The 14,831-nt window shown below is 44.5% G+C and carries 19 protein-coding genes; 5 read left to right on the top strand and 14 right to left on the bottom strand.

The window, feature by feature from the left end; translation table 11 throughout:
• The first annotated feature begins 112 nt into the window (after positions 1–112).
• The gene (locus ACXAGP_RS12910; protein ID WP_475261868.1) at positions 113–1,585 is read left to right on the top strand and encodes a sensor histidine kinase; all 1,473 of its coding nucleotides are present in this window, start codon (positions 113–115) and stop codon (positions 1,583–1,585) included.
• 13 nt (positions 1,586–1,598) lie between these two features.
• Here the strand turns inward: ACXAGP_RS12910 and smrB are convergent, their stop codons facing one another.
• On the bottom strand, positions 1,599–2,183 hold the full coding sequence (gene smrB, locus ACXAGP_RS12915; RefSeq protein WP_475261870.1) for an endonuclease SmrB: 585 nt from the start codon (positions 2,181–2,183) through the stop codon (positions 1,599–1,601).
• 139 nt (positions 2,184–2,322) lie between these two features.
• On the opposite strand from smrB, the gene prmB reads away from it, so the two are divergent.
• From prmB to ACXAGP_RS12930, 3 genes are read left to right on the top strand one after another with little or no spacing between them, the layout of a single operon-like run.
• A complete protein-coding gene (gene prmB, locus ACXAGP_RS12920) occupies positions 2,323–3,267 on the top strand; it encodes a 50S ribosomal protein L3 N(5)-glutamine methyltransferase (RefSeq protein WP_475261871.1) in 945 nt (314 codons plus the stop codon).
• Positions 3,267–4,385, top strand: coding sequence for a chorismate synthase (aroC, locus tag ACXAGP_RS12925; protein ID WP_475261872.1), 1,119 nt, complete (start codon positions 3,267–3,269; stop codon positions 4,383–4,385). The genes prmB and aroC overlap by 1 nt, the downstream gene beginning before the upstream one ends.
• A gap of 43 nt (positions 4,386–4,428) precedes the next feature.
• A complete protein-coding gene (locus ACXAGP_RS12930; RefSeq protein ID WP_475261874.1) occupies positions 4,429–5,574 on the top strand; it encodes an MFS transporter in 1,146 nt (381 codons plus the stop codon).
• Here the strand turns inward: ACXAGP_RS12930 and ACXAGP_RS12935 are convergent.
• Complete coding sequence (locus ACXAGP_RS12935) at positions 5,571–6,740, bottom strand: retropepsin-like aspartic protease family protein (RefSeq protein ID WP_475261876.1); 1,170 nt, start codon at positions 6,738–6,740, stop codon at positions 5,571–5,573. The genes ACXAGP_RS12930 and ACXAGP_RS12935 overlap by 4 nt on opposite strands.
• A gap of 168 nt (positions 6,741–6,908) precedes the next feature.
• Between ACXAGP_RS12935 and ACXAGP_RS12940 the strand changes: the two genes are divergently transcribed.
• Positions 6,909–7,154 carry a Rho-binding antiterminator gene (locus ACXAGP_RS12940; protein WP_475261878.1) on the top strand — a complete coding sequence of 82 codons (246 nt, stop codon included), beginning with the start codon at positions 6,909–6,911 and terminating at the stop codon, positions 7,152–7,154.
• A gap of 177 nt (positions 7,155–7,331) precedes the next feature.
• Here ACXAGP_RS12940 and ACXAGP_RS12945 read toward each other — a convergent pair whose 3' ends face one another.
• From ACXAGP_RS12945 to ACXAGP_RS13000, 12 genes are all read right to left on the bottom strand, one after another.
• Positions 7,332–7,523 (bottom strand): DUF3185 family protein, encoded by a 192-nt coding sequence (locus tag ACXAGP_RS12945; RefSeq protein WP_475261879.1) that lies wholly within the window; start codon positions 7,521–7,523, stop codon positions 7,332–7,334.
• Between the two features lie 113 nt (positions 7,524–7,636).
• Entirely contained in the window at positions 7,637–8,014 is a 378-nt protein-coding gene (locus ACXAGP_RS12950; RefSeq protein WP_475261880.1) for a hypothetical protein, read from the bottom strand.
• Between the two features lie 71 nt (positions 8,015–8,085).
• Entirely contained in the window at positions 8,086–8,682 is a 597-nt protein-coding gene (locus tag ACXAGP_RS12955) for a class I SAM-dependent DNA methyltransferase (protein WP_475261882.1), read from the bottom strand.
• Positions 8,679–8,933, bottom strand: a complete 255-nt coding sequence (locus ACXAGP_RS12960) for a hypothetical protein (RefSeq protein WP_475261884.1) — start codon at positions 8,931–8,933, stop codon at positions 8,679–8,681. The genes ACXAGP_RS12955 and ACXAGP_RS12960 overlap by 4 nt, the downstream gene beginning before the upstream one ends.
• A gap of 30 nt (positions 8,934–8,963) precedes the next feature.
• On the bottom strand, positions 8,964–9,602 hold the full coding sequence (locus tag ACXAGP_RS12965; RefSeq protein WP_475261885.1) for a DUF6058 family natural product biosynthesis protein: 639 nt from the start codon (positions 9,600–9,602) through the stop codon (positions 8,964–8,966).
• An 82-nt stretch (positions 9,603–9,684) separates the two neighbouring features.
• Positions 9,685–10,236 carry an N-acetyltransferase family protein gene (locus tag ACXAGP_RS12970; RefSeq protein ID WP_475261886.1) on the bottom strand — a complete coding sequence of 184 codons (552 nt, stop codon included), beginning with the start codon at positions 10,234–10,236 and terminating at the stop codon, positions 9,685–9,687.
• A 30-nt stretch (positions 10,237–10,266) separates the two neighbouring features.
• Complete coding sequence (locus ACXAGP_RS12975) at positions 10,267–10,833, bottom strand: GNAT family N-acetyltransferase (protein ID WP_475261887.1); 567 nt, start codon at positions 10,831–10,833, stop codon at positions 10,267–10,269.
• 91 nt (positions 10,834–10,924) lie between these two features.
• Positions 10,925–11,560 carry a LysE family translocator gene (locus ACXAGP_RS12980; protein ID WP_475261888.1) on the bottom strand — a complete coding sequence of 212 codons (636 nt, stop codon included), beginning with the start codon at positions 11,558–11,560 and terminating at the stop codon, positions 10,925–10,927.
• 137 nt (positions 11,561–11,697) lie between these two features.
• Positions 11,698–12,075 carry a ketosteroid isomerase family protein gene (locus ACXAGP_RS12985; protein ID WP_475261889.1) on the bottom strand — a complete coding sequence of 126 codons (378 nt, stop codon included), beginning with the start codon at positions 12,073–12,075 and terminating at the stop codon, positions 11,698–11,700.
• A 139-nt stretch (positions 12,076–12,214) separates the two neighbouring features.
• Positions 12,215–12,862, bottom strand: coding sequence for a glutathione S-transferase family protein (locus tag ACXAGP_RS12990; RefSeq protein WP_475261890.1), 648 nt, complete (start codon positions 12,860–12,862; stop codon positions 12,215–12,217).
• 121 nt (positions 12,863–12,983) lie between these two features.
• Entirely contained in the window at positions 12,984–13,601 is a 618-nt protein-coding gene (locus ACXAGP_RS12995) for a LysE family translocator (RefSeq protein WP_475261891.1), read from the bottom strand.
• 97 nt (positions 13,602–13,698) lie between these two features.
• Complete coding sequence (locus tag ACXAGP_RS13000; RefSeq protein ID WP_475261893.1) at positions 13,699–14,805, bottom strand: serine hydrolase domain-containing protein; 1,107 nt, start codon at positions 14,803–14,805, stop codon at positions 13,699–13,701.
• Positions 14,806–14,831: the final 26 nt, after the last annotated feature.

A 14,831-nucleotide genomic window follows, 5' to 3' on the forward strand; every position in this document is an offset into this window, starting at 1 on the left:
GCTATTTCGACTAATGTCCAGGTGACTTTTCTCTAGGCTGTATTAGTATTTTATTAACCTATCTTATTGAGTTGCGTGTACTTTGAGTCAGGAGCTGGAAAAAAGAATCGCCGTGTTACAACGCAAAGTTGAACGGGAGCGCAATGCCCGCAAAACGGCGGAGAAACAACTGGAGGACTACTCCAGGCAAATCTATTATTCCAATCAAGCACTGCAACGCTCCTTAAATAACAGTCACAAACGTCAACGAGAGTTGGAATACCTGGCTAAAGCTTCTGCCAGCGTGGCATCAGATCAAGACCTCAATGAGCTGTTGCACAGCACTGCAGATTTAACCGCGAAGTTTGCCAATGCCGTGTGTGCTACCTATTTTGTTTCTGACAGAGGGGAAGTGCGCACCAGCAAAAATGCGGTTGTCTGGTACGGTGAAAACGACTGGCGCGAAGTACCTGAGCTGTATTCAGTTATTCTCAACGCATTGCCTGAGTCGGATGAGATTCTGGATAACTGGTATATGCGCGATGCACCGAATGGTCTGGCGAAATTCGATATTAATGGGCAATGGCTGGTGGCACTGAATTTTGAACTGATTCAGGACAAAGTGGGCTGGCTGGTGTTTGTACTCGACCAGGAAATGTTAGACGAAGAAACTCTGTACGTGCTGGATACTGCTAAAAGCCATATTCGGGCCGGGATTTTACGCCGTGTGGATGAACGCAAACTGGAGCAAAAAAACCGCCAGTTGAGTAAGGCGATTACTCGCCTTGAAACTGCCCAAACCCAACTGGTGCATTCAGAAAAAATGGCCTCACTCGGGCAGCTGTCGGCAGGCGTTGCGCACGAGATAAATAATCCGATTGGCTTCATATTGTCTAATCACCGCGTGATGCAGGATTACATCAACGATCTAAAAAGCTTCCTTACCGATCTTAAGCAACGAGCTTCTGAAAACCAACAACTGGACAGCGCCGCCCTTAGCAAACTATGTGATGAGCATGACATCGAGTTTTTGATGGAAGATATCGAATCGCTGGTTAAAGACAATGAAGATGGTGCCGAGAAGGTGGCCGATATTGTTAACAGCCTGAAGAACTTCTCCCACAGTGGTGATGCAGAATATCAAAATGTCGATATTGCTGACTGTATCTCTAAAGCGAGAAAAGTGGCTGGCAATGTACTAAAAAATGATCGGCAATTACTTTTACAACTGCCGGAACAAATACCGCCGGTGAACGGCAATGCCAGCCAGCTGCAGCAGGTGTTGATCAATTTGCTGGTTAATGCCGCCCATGCCACTGAGGAAAATGGCAAGATCACGGTGTCGGTACAAGCAAGTGATAACCATTTAAATGTCGCGGTTGCTGACGACGGTTGTGGCATGGACGAAACCACCTTGAATCGCTTGTTCACCCCGTTTTTTACCACTAAAGACATCGGTGTGGGCACTGGCCTTGGATTAAGTGTGTCCCACGGGATTATCGAGGCCCACGGTGGGGACATTCTGGTGGAGTCTGAGCCGGGTAAAGGTTCGGTATTTACCTTGGTATTGCCGCTTGCCGAGGAGGGGCAGGAAGCTTCAGATTAGTGCTTAGGCAGGCTTAGCGATGTCGCCATTCCCCTGATTCCTGGTCTTGCACGTCCAATAAGATCAGTAGTGCACCTTTGCCACCCCATTCCAGTGGTGCCTCGTGAAAGCCCAAAACATCCCGGTGTTGCACCAGCCAGTTGGGTATTTGCTGTTTCAGGATCCGACTGCCAATGCCGTGCACAATACAGACACAGTAGTGATGATATTTTTTGGCGGTATGAATGAATTCCGCAATCTCCCATTTGGCATCTTCGCGATTGTAACCATGCAGATCCAGGGTCAAATCGGGGGGATACTCGCCACGGCGAAGTCGCTTTACCTCCCCTGAAAGAGTTTTAGAACGAGAAAATTTCACTGGCTGATTGGGATCGAACCAGGCCTCATAGCCGTCAGAAAACTGAAAGCTGGCCCGCATTCGCCGTTGCTCTTGAGCACTGTGGCGATTTTTCTCGGTGCATTTGCGGGCTTGTTTCACGGGCCTTGAAGGATGAACAACCTTGTCCTGAGACAAGGGTTTAACACCACGCACGGCTTGTTGAAATAGCTGCAGATCGTCGTCTTCTGAGAATTCCCGCCCGGGGTCTTTTCTGTGCATGGTATCGGTTGTTAGTTAATCAGTCGGCGCAGTTTAGCAAAACAGTGGGGTTTAATCTTGTTTTTACCCACAAGCGCATTCCAGTTATTACTCAAAATAAGGTAAACTGCGGCTTTTACAATGCCAATGGAGAGCAAACGTGTCCGGCGACTACCAACTTACCGAGCAACATAAGAATGAGGTCAAAAGCGATCTGCAAAGCGTGCTGGATCTGGCCCGTTGGACCATGACGCAGTTCAATCTGGCAAATTTATACTTTGGCCATGGTACGGATAACGCCTGGGATGAAGCGCTGAGCCTGATTGCGCAAGTGTTACAGTTACCTCAGCCGGTGCATGAAGACTTCCTTAAGGCGCGTTTAACTCAAAGTGAAAAACAACAAGTTTTAGAGCTTGTACAATTGCGTGTTGAAAAACGCGTTCCCTTGGCCTATCTCACCAACCAGGCCTGGTTTGCAGGGGTCCCTTTTTATGTGGACGAGCGTGTGCTGGTGCCACGTTCGCCTTTCGCGGAATTACTGGCTAATGGTTTTAGCTCCTGGTTGGAAGCACCACCAAAGCACATTTTAGATATGTGTACCGGCAGCGCCTGTATTGCCATTGCGGCTGCTTATGCTTTCCCTGAGTCCAGCGTTGATGCCGTAGATATCAGTGATGATGCATTACAAGTGGCGGAAATCAATATCCAGGAACACCAACTCAGTGAAAGGGTGTTTCCCATCCAGTCGGATCTGTTTAGCAACTTGCAAGGGCAGATCTACGATTTGATCATCTGTAATCCGCCCTACGTGGATGCTGAGGATATGTCGGATTTACCCCTAGAGTTTCATCACGAGCCGGAACTGGGGCTGGCAGCGGGTAACTATGGTCTGGATTTAGTGGATAATATCCTCAAAAATGCAGCACAACACCTAAGTCATAACGGTTGGTTATTTGTCGAAGTAGGTAATTCTCTGGTACATATTCCAGCTGCCTATCCTGATTTGCCTTTGCACTGGGTGAATTTGGAATTGGGTGGTGACGGCATATTTGCCATAAACAAAGCAGAATTAGAAGCCTGGAACAACGGAGAAAAGAACGCATAATGTCGGGAAATACCTTTGGAAAATTGTTTTCGGTAAGTACTTTTGGCGAGAGCCATGGTATTGCCATTGGTGGGGTTGTAGATGGTTGCCCGCCGGGACTTGAATTGAGCGAAGCTGACTTACAGCCGGACTTAGACCGTCGCAAGCCAGGAACGTCTCGTTATACCACCGCGCGTCGGGAAGAGGACGAAGTCCAGATTTTATCCGGAGTATTTGAAGGTAAAACTACCGGCACTTCTATCGGATTACTTATCAAAAACACCGATCAGCGTTCTAAAGATTATTCAAAGATCAAAGACATTTTTCGACCTGGTCATGCTGATTATACTTATCAACAAAAATACGGCGCCAGAGACTATCGCGGTGGCGGTCGCTCTTCAGCAAGAGAAACTGCTGTCAGAGTTGCGGCTGGTGGTATCGCTAAGAAATATCTTAAGCAAGTACACAATATCGAAATTTTTGGTTATCTGTCGCAATTAGGGCCGGTAAAAATCGAATCGGTAGACCGCGCCATTATTAACGATAATCCTTTCTTTTGCCCCGATGCGAGCAAGCTAGAGGCGTTGGATGCCTATATGCGGGATTTGAAAAAAGAAGGCGATTCTATTGGTGCGAAAGTATCAGTCGTTGCCACTAATATGCCTGTGGGTTTAGGCGAGCCGGTTTTTGACCGCATCGATGCCGAAATTGCCCACGCGCTAATGGGTATCAACGCAGTAAAAGGGGTAGAGATTGGTGATGGCTTTGATGTAGTCACGCAAAAAGGCAGTGAGCACCGAGACTCGTTAACTCCGAAAGGCTTTACTTCTAATCGCTCTGGAGGGGTTCTTGGTGGCATTACTACCGGCCAGGATATTGTGGCCCATATGGCGCTGAAGCCGACATCCAGTATCAGTGTACCAGGTGAAACCATCGATGTGCGCGGAGATTCTGCCGAGATCATTACCAAAGGACGTCACGATCCTTGTGTCGGTATTCGTGCCGTGCCTATTGCTGAGGCCATGCTGGCTTTAGTGATCATGGACCAGCTGCTGCGTCACCGGGCGCAAAATGCTCATGTGGCTTGTGAAACTCCTGTGATACCAGGAAAAGTTTCACCTGGAAGTATCACTGAATAATTTCTCTCCATCTTCTGAGACAGTCAAAACAGCAGGGCAGAGTTTGGTCCTGCTGGCGCTCACCTATTTCTTTTACTTCGGCTATTTTGGTGTCACAGTGCCGTTTCTTGGGGTTTTCCTCGATGGGCGGGGTTTTAGCTCGCAGCAAATAGGTGAGCTTATCGCGGTGATCACCTTTGTACGCATTCTTGGGCCTAACTTGTGGGCTGTAATAGCGGACAAGTCTGGTAAAACCCTCAGGGTGATGCAGGCCGGTTGTGTTATTACTTTGTTGAGCTATCTGTTGCTGTTTGAAGTGCAAGGATTCTGGGGCATAAGTCTGGCATTTGGTCTGGTAATGATGTTCTGGACAGCCATCGCACCGCAAATGGAAACCATTACTTTAAATTCTGTCGACGGTGACGCCAAAACCTATAGCAATATTCGTCTCTGGGGCAGTGTGGGCTTTATTGTAGCCTCAATTGTGGCGGGCATGCTAGTGGATGCCCGTGGCTCTGAAAGTATCCTGTTACTCAATACCATTATTCTGTCGGGTTTACTGCTAATGAGTTTATTACTCAAGGATGCCAGTAAAAGCCATACACCGGCACAACAGCAAAAATCTATCTGGCAAGTGGCGACACATCCGGCCTTTGTGCTGTTTATGTTAGCCTCTATCTTGTTGCAATTGAGCTTTGCTCCTTACTACGGTTTTTTCGCGCTCTATATGCGTGATATTGGCTACGATGCTCAAGAAATTGGTTGGCTGGTGTCTTTGGGTGTAGCGGCAGAAGTGATCATCTTTTTACTGGCGGGTAAGATGATTAATCGCATGGGGGTTAAATACACGTTGATATTGTGTCTGGTTTTGACCGCCTTGCGCTGGACTGCGTTGGCGGAATTTGCCCATCAGCCAATGTTATTGCTGTTAAGTCAGTGCATTCATGCTTTTAGCTTTGGTCTGGCTCACGCCGCGGCCATGCAGTTCATTCATTTTCATTTTGGTAATAATCAAAAAAGTCGCGGTCAGGCTATTTATGTCAGTGTGTCTTTTGGCCTTGGTGGTTCGCTCGGAAGTTATCTGTCAGGGCATTTATGGCAACAAGGAGATGGCGCTCAACTCACCTTTTTAATCGCAGCAGGGGCTTCCCTTACAGGTGCCCTAATGATGGCGCTGGTCAAATCTGCCGACATGCGTAAGGCGGTTTAAGCACGAGTGAACAGGTGCAAACTGCCGCTGTCCTGGTCGATTAAAAAGCGGAATGCCCGCAAAAAGTTCATGCCTAATAGACCATCGGCTTGCAGTTCATCTAAAGGTAAAACCACCATAGCAATGTCATTAACTCGATAGCCTTGCACACTTAAACTTTTAAAGCGATATATAGGGGCGCGCACTCTGCCACTGGCAGTATTGATGTTATAACGACCCAGATATTCAGTGTCCACATTGCGCCGGATAGAACGGAACAGCTGGCTGCTGATAACCGTAGTGGAAGCGCCAGTATCAATCATTAGCAAGGCTTCAAAACGCTCCTGGATAAGAGTGGAAACCAGGAATTGATCACCAATTCTGTCCAGTGGAATACCACTGTCTTGGGTGCTGGTAACTTCTTCTTTGGCCAATTGCTTATCTCTGAACTCCCGCAAACGCGCGATTTCGGCATCGTTTTGCGGTAAATACGCGATAATGCTTTCCATCAGCCCAAACTGACCTGATTGTGAATAGGCATAAGCCAGATTAACCAATAACTCGCGATTACCTTGATCGTAGGGCATTAAGGTTTCCAGCGATGTGGCCAGCACATCCCAGGCCCCTAACTGAGTTAATTGTTGCACCATAAAATCAAATTCTTGTTTGGTTTTTCTTTGCAGTAGTACTTCCAAATCTTCACTTACCTCCGCCTGCTGCAGGTTGTACAAAGAAACCAACAGTTCCAACGGATCGTTATCACTTTGTTCGTTGAGTATCTCCAGATACAGGAATTCACTGTCGTAAGGCCAGAGCTTTAAATAGTCGGTAATAAAGCCCCCAAAGGGATGAGTAGTTTGGCTGCTTTTGGCATGATTAATGGCCGAATGGATGCGCTCAAACCAGTACTTTCGGTTCTGCTCTGCTTGTTCAGGTGAGGTTTGCAGTTGTTGTTCATACAAGCTAAGCACAGTCTCAAAATCAAATTCGCTGAAAGCGATCTCAATGGGAGAGGGGGCATTGATGGTGGTTACAGAAGATACTGGCGCGGTGAGCCTGGATTTTTCAGAGGTCACATCTTCTTGCTCTATGGCGAATCCTCCTATGGTCATTTGTGCGTAAAAATAGACATTAAGCGCCACCGAAAGCGCCAGTAAACCACTTAACAGGATCACCACTAATCGCACAGTTTTTTACTCATCAAAACATGTTTCTCCTATGTTAGCCTGATTTATTACATGGGAACAATCTTTGTCTGGCCTAAAGAATTAGCAGGGGAACATTTTCTTTCATGTGCAGAAATAGACCAGGCTCTGATCTGGTCTGTATCCTCAGTTCATTAACCGGAGAGCATCATGCTAAGTTGTGATTTGCACGACTACCTCGAAATCATTTGTATGTTTCACTATGAGGTTTTAATCACCTTAAAAAATCATACTGATATCGAAGGTAAAGCAGTAGACGTCGGGTTAAGTGCTGAGCGCCAGGAAGTTTTAACTCTCGAATCTAAATCAGGAACAGAAGCTGTGCTGGTGGAACAAATTAAGTTAATTGAAGTGTTAACCCCAGGTGCCCGATTTAAGCAGGTGAGTTTAGTTTAGAGGATAATTAATTAATAGAGGAGAGGAATCGTTCGCGTCCATGCGATAAGCGCTCCTTCGCTTTCCTTTTTGGTAATTCCTGTTGTCTGAGACAATGGATATAGTTTATCGCAACCAACTTTTACCGCTAGCGGCGATAATGTTAGCTGCTTCACAATTTCGATAAAAAATGGCTTTTTATTTGAGACGCAGTAACCCCACCAGAACCAAAATGGCTCCGCCTACCATACCGGCCCACGCTTCGATAGGTGTGTCTCCGCTAAAGGTTCGGGAAATTTGAGCACTGGCAGAATCATAAACATCGTAACCCCACGCAGCCAGAGCGACTCCAATAACAATCATGACTATTCCAATAATTTTGTTGTTCATAACTCACTCTTTTTACTAAATATTCTCAACCAGAGTGACCTCACCTTGTAAAACTGTCAATGTTAAGTGCTGTTATTGAGAAGTGCGTCGCAATGTCAGTAGGCCGCAAAGGTTTATCTCAATAACTGTTGTTTCAACACGATGGCTGTCGCAATTAGTAATAGCACTACCGCTATCCAGTCAGCGATAATTACTTTGTTCATGGCATTATTCACAGGGGCAAAAAGCTGAGCGATGAGGATGAAGCTCAACGTGCTTATCAATCCCGATACGATTGCAGCTGGTTGTAACCCCGGTTTAAAAGCACTAAAAATAAAAAAACCGCCCAAAATTCCAAACAATACTGCCCGGTGCAATAAGAGTATCGCCATATTGCTGTCGTTAACAGCTACGCCATAGAGCCCGGCAATGCGCTCAGCACCGAGCAACCCTTGTAGTGGTAACAGGTGAATTAACCCAACCAGAAATAAACATACAGCAACCACTTTCATCTCTTAAGCCTCAGAAGTAGAGTTTCTAAGAGTAAAGTTAATACGCAGCGAGGCAATTACATCAGAGGTAATTACTGTGTTGCTATTGTTTTTTTAGCAACCGCCATCACAACTGGCATATCGCCCTGCGGACTGTTGAGGGTAAATGGCACGGAAATCTGAATATCTTTCAATCCGGCACGTTGCAAAGCAATCTCAATTTGTTCTTTAGAAAAACCCATGCCTTCTGCACTCTCTGCTTTTAGCCAATCCCATTGCACCAGTGCACCGTTTGTTGCCAGTTGTGAAGCCAGGAGCTTCACAGTAGCAACATAGTCCGGAACGAATGCCAGGGCTGATGAAGCCACAATCAAATCAAATTTTTGCTGTAACGATGACTCACTTTCAATCGCCACTTGAGTCAACTCTCCATGGAAAGTAGTTACGTTTTTAAGCGCTTTTTGCTCAAGTACCGAAAGCATTTTTAAGGAGGTGTCCAGTGCCACTACCGAGTGTGCAACGAGTGCCAGCTTTTGCGTTAATAACCCGGTACCGCAGCCGAAGTCGAGAACAGTCATTCTAGCCGGATTAATTGTTGCTAATAAAGCCTCATGCGCTTTATTGGCATAGTGAATCACAGCATCATTACTGTCCCAGCCATCGGCATAATCGTCCCAAGAGTCGCTCATTGATTGCTCCTGATTTTAGTTTCTAATAAGGATATGCGCTCATTGGTTTTTTTGATGGCATACCCTGTATAAGCAAATAAACAAAAAAACGCGGCTATGGCTAATAATATTGCTGCCGTTACTGGGGGAAGGGTGACAAAAAGCAGTAAAGCAAGTGCACATATAGAAACTGTTATGAGCCAGATATGCTTACTACCAAACAGGTTTTTATTGTTTTTTTCAAACTGGTTTAAGTGTTCTTCAATATTCATATTAATTCGTTGTTCCTGGCTTTACACAATTTAGTTAATGGCTAATTGGTAGCGACGGCGAACTTCATCCACAAGCCTATGGCGCGAGCTTTTCAAGCGTTCATGGGGCGCAAACAAAGCACTTACCGAATCCAGCAGATTAACCGCTTTTTGCAGTTGTTGTAACTGCTCCGGGTTTAGAGCTTCTGTTTCGTTAAGCGCGTTGATTTCAAGTATTGCAAGCTCTTTAGCCGCGATGTCTTCGGGTAAACCTGTCTTGGTACACAAACCATAGATACCTTTTAAGAAGTGCGACCACTCCTCTTCTACATGTAAGTCCAGGCCTTCATTCACTTTGGGGTCATTAGGCGTGTGGCCTTCATCTTTCAGTCGGCTCACCGCTGCTTTATAGCGACTTGAGAAGGTCGCAAAAGCGTCATTGCGACTTTTAAGGGTGTTGATTTCGGTTAACCAGGAGATGTAGCCTTTTGCGAAATACTGCAACTCTTGTGACTCGTTATGCACACCAAAAAAGGAGTCGCTTTCCAGATTCAGCTTAAGTTTGTATGAACACTGCGGCATCAAACCTTGCAGTTGAAGTTCATTTAACTCTGCCTCCTTTACCTTAGTGAGTTCTATTAATTCTGTTTTGGTAACAAAGTACTTATTTAAATAGTTAAGTAATTCCATAAAAATGCCAATTCCTTTGAGAAGCGATTGGTGGCTTTAAACCCAAGGTGCTTAAATACCGAGTTAGCTTATTGTCAGGTGATTATAAAACTAATCGCATGTCGATATTGTTTAAGCCATTGTAATCGGTGTAAAACTCCCCTTGTTCTTCGAAACCAAATTTCTTGTAGAAGTTGCGTGCCAAGAGATTGGGCTGTTGAGTACCACCCATTAAAACCAAACTGCGCACGCCTTTTTCGGTCAAAAGGTTGATGAGTGCTTTCAAAGCCTGACTGGCTACACCCAGGCTTTGATATTTATCGGCAATACAGGGAGCGAAGACGGGATCTTTGTTAAAGTCCAGCGGGATTTGGTAGGCATCGTAACGCGATGCCTCATGTGGGTAATGGTTAAAGTCCACGATAAAGTAGCCCACAATCATGGCTGGAGAACTTATAACAAATCTGGATACATTGTCTGTTCCTATGCGAGGGCACAGTTCTTCACTGGCATACTGGCTAGTGAGCGGGTGAGGCCCAAACTTTGAACGAGTGTCATCTGATAGCCCTTCAAAGAAATTCCCTAGCCGTTGACCGTCGTCAGTTGTTAATGGGCGAAACTCAAAAACGTCGTTGTTCTTGGCTGTAATTTCCATATTTTCCTCTCAACACATTGTTTGTTGGCTCTATCTTTTATAATTGTATTCTGGTGATGCAGTAATGTTTGCAGCATCGTATTCTTCTGCCAACATTGAATAGACAGCATGGTTAACGTATTTTGAATAAAGCCACTCACACTGGCGTAACGTTGCTTCATGGATAAAGCCAAGGCGCGTTGGTATCGCCCGGCTTTTATGGTTTTCTTCAGCGCAGCGTATTTCAATTTTATTCAGTTTAAACTGGCTAAAGCCGATTTGCAGGAGTACTTTTACAGCCGCCGTTATCAGGCCCTTTCCAGTATAATTTTGTGCTAACCAGTAGCCGATGCAGCCGATATTGTGCTGCTTATTAATTTCGTGAAAACCAGCAACACCGCAGATGGCGCCTTTATACAAAATCGCGAAAGTTGGCGCTCCGCCAGCGGATGCCTCCTTAATGCTTGACTCGATAAAGTGCTTGGTGTCAGCACTGGAATTAATCATATCTAGCCAGGGGAGCCATTCCCGTAAATAATCACGGTTGGCCTCAGTAAGCTCATAGAGTTCCTGGCAATGACTGATTGCTAAGGGCTCCATTGACATATTTTGTATCATTCAACTGTCCATTGTTTATGATTATCTGGCTCATACTTAACGACTGCAGCTTCTGCTGCTATCGCTCAGACGTGCTTTTTAACAAGCGCGCTTAGTTGGCACTTGTCGTTGCCACTTTAATGCCAAAACCAATCAGTAGAGACCCAATCACTTTCTCAATACCTTGTTTCCACGATTGAAACTTATTGAGCAATGCCGGTTGGCTGAGGAACAGAGCTACGCAACTAAACCACAGTAAATGGGCCAATGAAATGATGGCGCCATACACAAGTTGCAACCAAATCGGAGTTTGTTGATCCACTACCTGGGTGAAAATACTCAGAAAAAATATTGTAGTTTTGGGGTTGAGTGAATTGGTGATAAAACCGATTTTGAATGCCGCTATGTTCGACAGCGCTTCAAAGTTTGCCTCTTGCTCAATATGTAAGGTCGATTTTGATTTAAACGTTTTGTAGCCCATGTAAATTAAATAAGCTGCGCCAAGGTATTTAACAATGGAAAACAAAACAATGGATTGCGAAATGATGATGGCAAGACCCGCTATGGAATATGCCACGTGGACCCATATGGCAAGACTTATCCCTAGCGAGGAGTATAAACCTGCTTTTCTGCCATAAAAAATACTGTTTCTGGTGATCATAACAAAATCAGCACCAGGACTGATAGCCATGAATATTGCAATGAGGCTAACTGATAGCAATTCTGGAAGATAAGGTAATAAGTCCATAACTTAATGTCTCCATGAGTGGCAACAAAACCGCAGCAGAACAAAATAAACGACGGAAATTTATTTGGCAATCATTCTTGAAGGGCGAGAGCCGTTAGCGAATCACTGCCCAACGAACGAATACGTTAATTGACTCGTTATTCGGCAATACAAAAACTGCCTTCGTACACGTTGGCACTAAAGATATACCAGGAATTGTCAATTTGGTGGCAAATATAAAGCGTACGAAAATCAATGTTGGAGCTATTGGTAAAAACTCTCCAGCTAATAGTAATGGCGGCTTTATCTTTGCCTAGTTGTTGCTTCTCAAGCACATTAAATTCAGCCTTTTGATAACCAAAACCGCGCATCGTTTCACAGTTAGCAGAAAATTTCTTCACAAGCGCAGCGTTATCGGTAAACGTTTGGGCACCATCTGCATCGCAAATAGCACAAGGTAAACGGTAAAGCTGCGCTATATTTTCTGGATTAAATGCATCAAATGCGGCTGTGTATTTTCTAAAAAGTTCATCCATGTTTTTTTGTTCCTCCTTTTATATAACGCCCAACAACCTGTTGAGCTGCGCTGCCACCGAACCTTAGCTATTGTGCCCCAATCACCTGAGCCGATTCAAACCAAAAGCCCATGCCATGCAAATCGGCTTAAACTTATCCTTAGGAGTGTGATTCAAATGGGGTGAGGTCTATTCCCTCAATCTCACAAACAGCTTTAATTGTTGGATTTGTGCACAGACGTTTTAAATACGCTGCCAGGTGTTTAAATTCGAGCGGTGACCTTTTAGCAGGTAACGACCATTCTGCCAGCATAAATAAGAAGTAATCACATGCTGTTAAGGTATCCCCTAACAAGTATTCGCCATGCGCTAACTGGTCATCGATAATCGACAATGCATCAGCAATCCTTTCGTCCTGTGCTGCCACAACATTTGGAATAGTGGCTTCATCATTAGTATGACGATGAGGATAATAGCGGACCATGAGTTCTGCTTGTAGCGTATTGTTGAGAAACGCCAGCCATTGAAAAAACAGGGGACGATTGGCATCGCCCAACGATGGCATCAAATCTGAATCGGGGTGCAATTCGCACAGGTGTATGCAGATAGCAGGACTTTCGAAAATTGGCTGGTCATTCAGAACTAAGGTAGGAATTCGGCCAGCCGGATTGAGCCTGAGATAATCCGCTGATTTTTGGGAGTTTGACTCCTTATCAACTAATATCAACTGGTAATCAGCTTCCAAATGATGAAGCAAAAAATGAGGCGCTAAACTGGCATTATTGGGGTAATAGTAAAGCTTGAACAAAATTGACTCCGTGTATCTAAAAATTACGTGACCTTTAACACTTGGCTAACAGACATTATCGCTAAACGGCAATGCAAATTTCCCATAATTCACCTCAATGACCCAACACCATGCATAAGTATTATTGCTGGCGATTGAGTAACAGGCTCGCTCCTGACATTGCTAAAAAGCTTGCGCAACCTTTATTGAAGCGTTTTGCCATTTTGGGCTGAATGAACCATTGCCTTAAATATATTCCGAACATGGCATAAACCGATATTGCCCCCATTTCCAGGAGCAGGAAAATTGCGCCTAAAACGAAGAACTGCTCAGTTACATTAGCCGAAACATCCACGAACTGTGGTAAGAAGGCGGTAAAGATTAATATCGCCTTTGGATTACCTGCGGCTAACAAAAACTCTTGTTTGGCCAAACCGGGTAGGTTGTCAGTGTTTTTTAATTCTGAGACAGGACTTACATCCGAACGCCAAAGATTAAAGGCAATCCACAATAAGTAAGTAGCCCCCAATACTTTAATGGTTAAAAACAGCTTTTCAGAAGCATAGAGCACAACAGCTAAACCTGAAGCTGCCAGGCCAATCATTACACCAAATGCCGCTATACGACCAAATCCAGCAATAAAAGCAGACTTGAAGCCGTAACAACGAGCATTGTTCAAAGACAATAGGTTATTGGGACCTGGCGTCATATTCAGAGCGAAACAGGCAGGTAAAAAAAACACTAACTTCCAGATTTCCACAATAATTCTTCCATAATTCCAACGCCCCGCTAAGAGGCTAAAATTAGTGAGACACGAGTGCAAGCCAACTGGTTTACCTCCGCCCTTAACCGGCTTGTCATATATCACTAATTTTATTCACAATGTTATTTGATATTTCATTGAGTTTACCTTGCGAGTATTCTGTTGAGACATTGGCAACAATGAATACGCCAATATTCAGTTTAGGGTAGATAGCTAACCAACTGGAAGTGCCGAGTGAGCCTCCACTGTGATAGAGCATTCGTGTCTTAGAATCATATTCATAGGTATTCCAGAAAAACGCTGTGCCATGATTTGAACTATCCCCGGCAAGTAAGTGATGAGAGAGGGCTACTTCAGGATTTTCTGATGTAAGTTGATAAAGCAGATAATGTGTCATTGATTCTGTTGAGGAAGTTAACCCGCCCTCTGCCCATGAATAGGGACTGAGTAAGGGCATTACTTTACCCCGCTGATTTTTCCCCGTTGTGACATTATCTAAACCCGGGTGACTTCGCTGAAATTTGGTATTCAGCTCTCCTGATTTTGCCGTTATGAATTCAGATATTAAAGAGTCAAAAGGTTTGTTATAAACAGACTCTAAGATATAAGCGGTTAATTTAGTACCAGCATTAGAATATTGAAAGTGCTCACCGGGTTCAGAGTTAAGCTTAAATCGACTCAAGTCGCTGAAAAAGTTTTCTCTTGAGTAAGCGGACAAGCGCTCAATGATCAGACCTTTTTGAGCATCATCCGCGCTATATGCAAAGTCTTTGGGGAGGCCGCTAGTGTGAGTGGCTAAATGCCGTAAAGTGATATATTTACCAGAACGTTCTAAGTTTTTATATTCTTGATTTTCTAAGTAGACTCGTATGTCCCCATCAAGATCTACTTTTTCATCCTGAACGGCTTTGGCAAGTAGCAACCCGGTATAAGTTTTGGTTATTGAGGCTAGTTCGTAAATAGTATGGTTGTTTGGGCCCGCTCCATCGCCTAACTTACCAAAATGATTTTGGTAAATGTTGCTATCGCTGACTATCGCAATAGAAGCAACTTGAGCCTTTTCTGCATTTAAAAACGCATTGATTTCAGCTTGCACGAAAGAATCAAGATCGACTTCATTGTTTCCATTGCACGCAACTAAAGATAAAAAACTTAATCCTGAAATCAATATTAGTAGCAGCTTCTTAGTATAGAAGGTCACAGACTATCCTTTTGTGTTAATAATTT

This window comes from Planctobacterium sp. AWM4_229 (assembly GCF_056160305.1).

Coding starts and splice junctions, on each gene's coding strand:
- smrB (WP_475261870.1), bottom strand. CDS start 2,183: ATGCACAGAAAAGACCCCGGGCGGGAATTCTCAGAAGACGACGATCTG.
- aroC (WP_475261872.1), top strand. CDS start 3,267: ATGTCGGGAAATACCTTTGGAAAATTGTTTTCGGTAAGTACTTTTGGC.
- ACXAGP_RS12940 (WP_475261878.1), top strand. CDS start 6,909: ATGCTAAGTTGTGATTTGCACGACTACCTCGAAATCATTTGTATGTTT.
- ACXAGP_RS12945 (WP_475261879.1), bottom strand. CDS start 7,523: ATGAACAACAAAATTATTGGAATAGTCATGATTGTTATTGGAGTCGCT.
- ACXAGP_RS12950 (WP_475261880.1), bottom strand. CDS start 8,014: ATGAAAGTGGTTGCTGTATGTTTATTTCTGGTTGGGTTAATTCACCTG.
- ACXAGP_RS12955 (WP_475261882.1), bottom strand. CDS start 8,682: ATGAGCGACTCTTGGGACGATTATGCCGATGGCTGGGACAGTAATGAT.
- ACXAGP_RS12960 (WP_475261884.1), bottom strand. CDS start 8,933: ATGAATATTGAAGAACACTTAAACCAGTTTGAAAAAAACAATAAAAAC.
- ACXAGP_RS12965 (WP_475261885.1), bottom strand. CDS start 9,602: ATGGAATTACTTAACTATTTAAATAAGTACTTTGTTACCAAAACAGAA.
- ACXAGP_RS12970 (WP_475261886.1), bottom strand. CDS start 10,236: ATGGAAATTACAGCCAAGAACAACGACGTTTTTGAGTTTCGCCCATTA.
- ACXAGP_RS12975 (WP_475261887.1), bottom strand. CDS start 10,833: ATGATACAAAATATGTCAATGGAGCCCTTAGCAATCAGTCATTGCCAG.
- ACXAGP_RS12980 (WP_475261888.1), bottom strand. CDS start 11,560: ATGGACTTATTACCTTATCTTCCAGAATTGCTATCAGTTAGCCTCATT.
- ACXAGP_RS12985 (WP_475261889.1), bottom strand. CDS start 12,075: ATGGATGAACTTTTTAGAAAATACACAGCCGCATTTGATGCATTTAAT.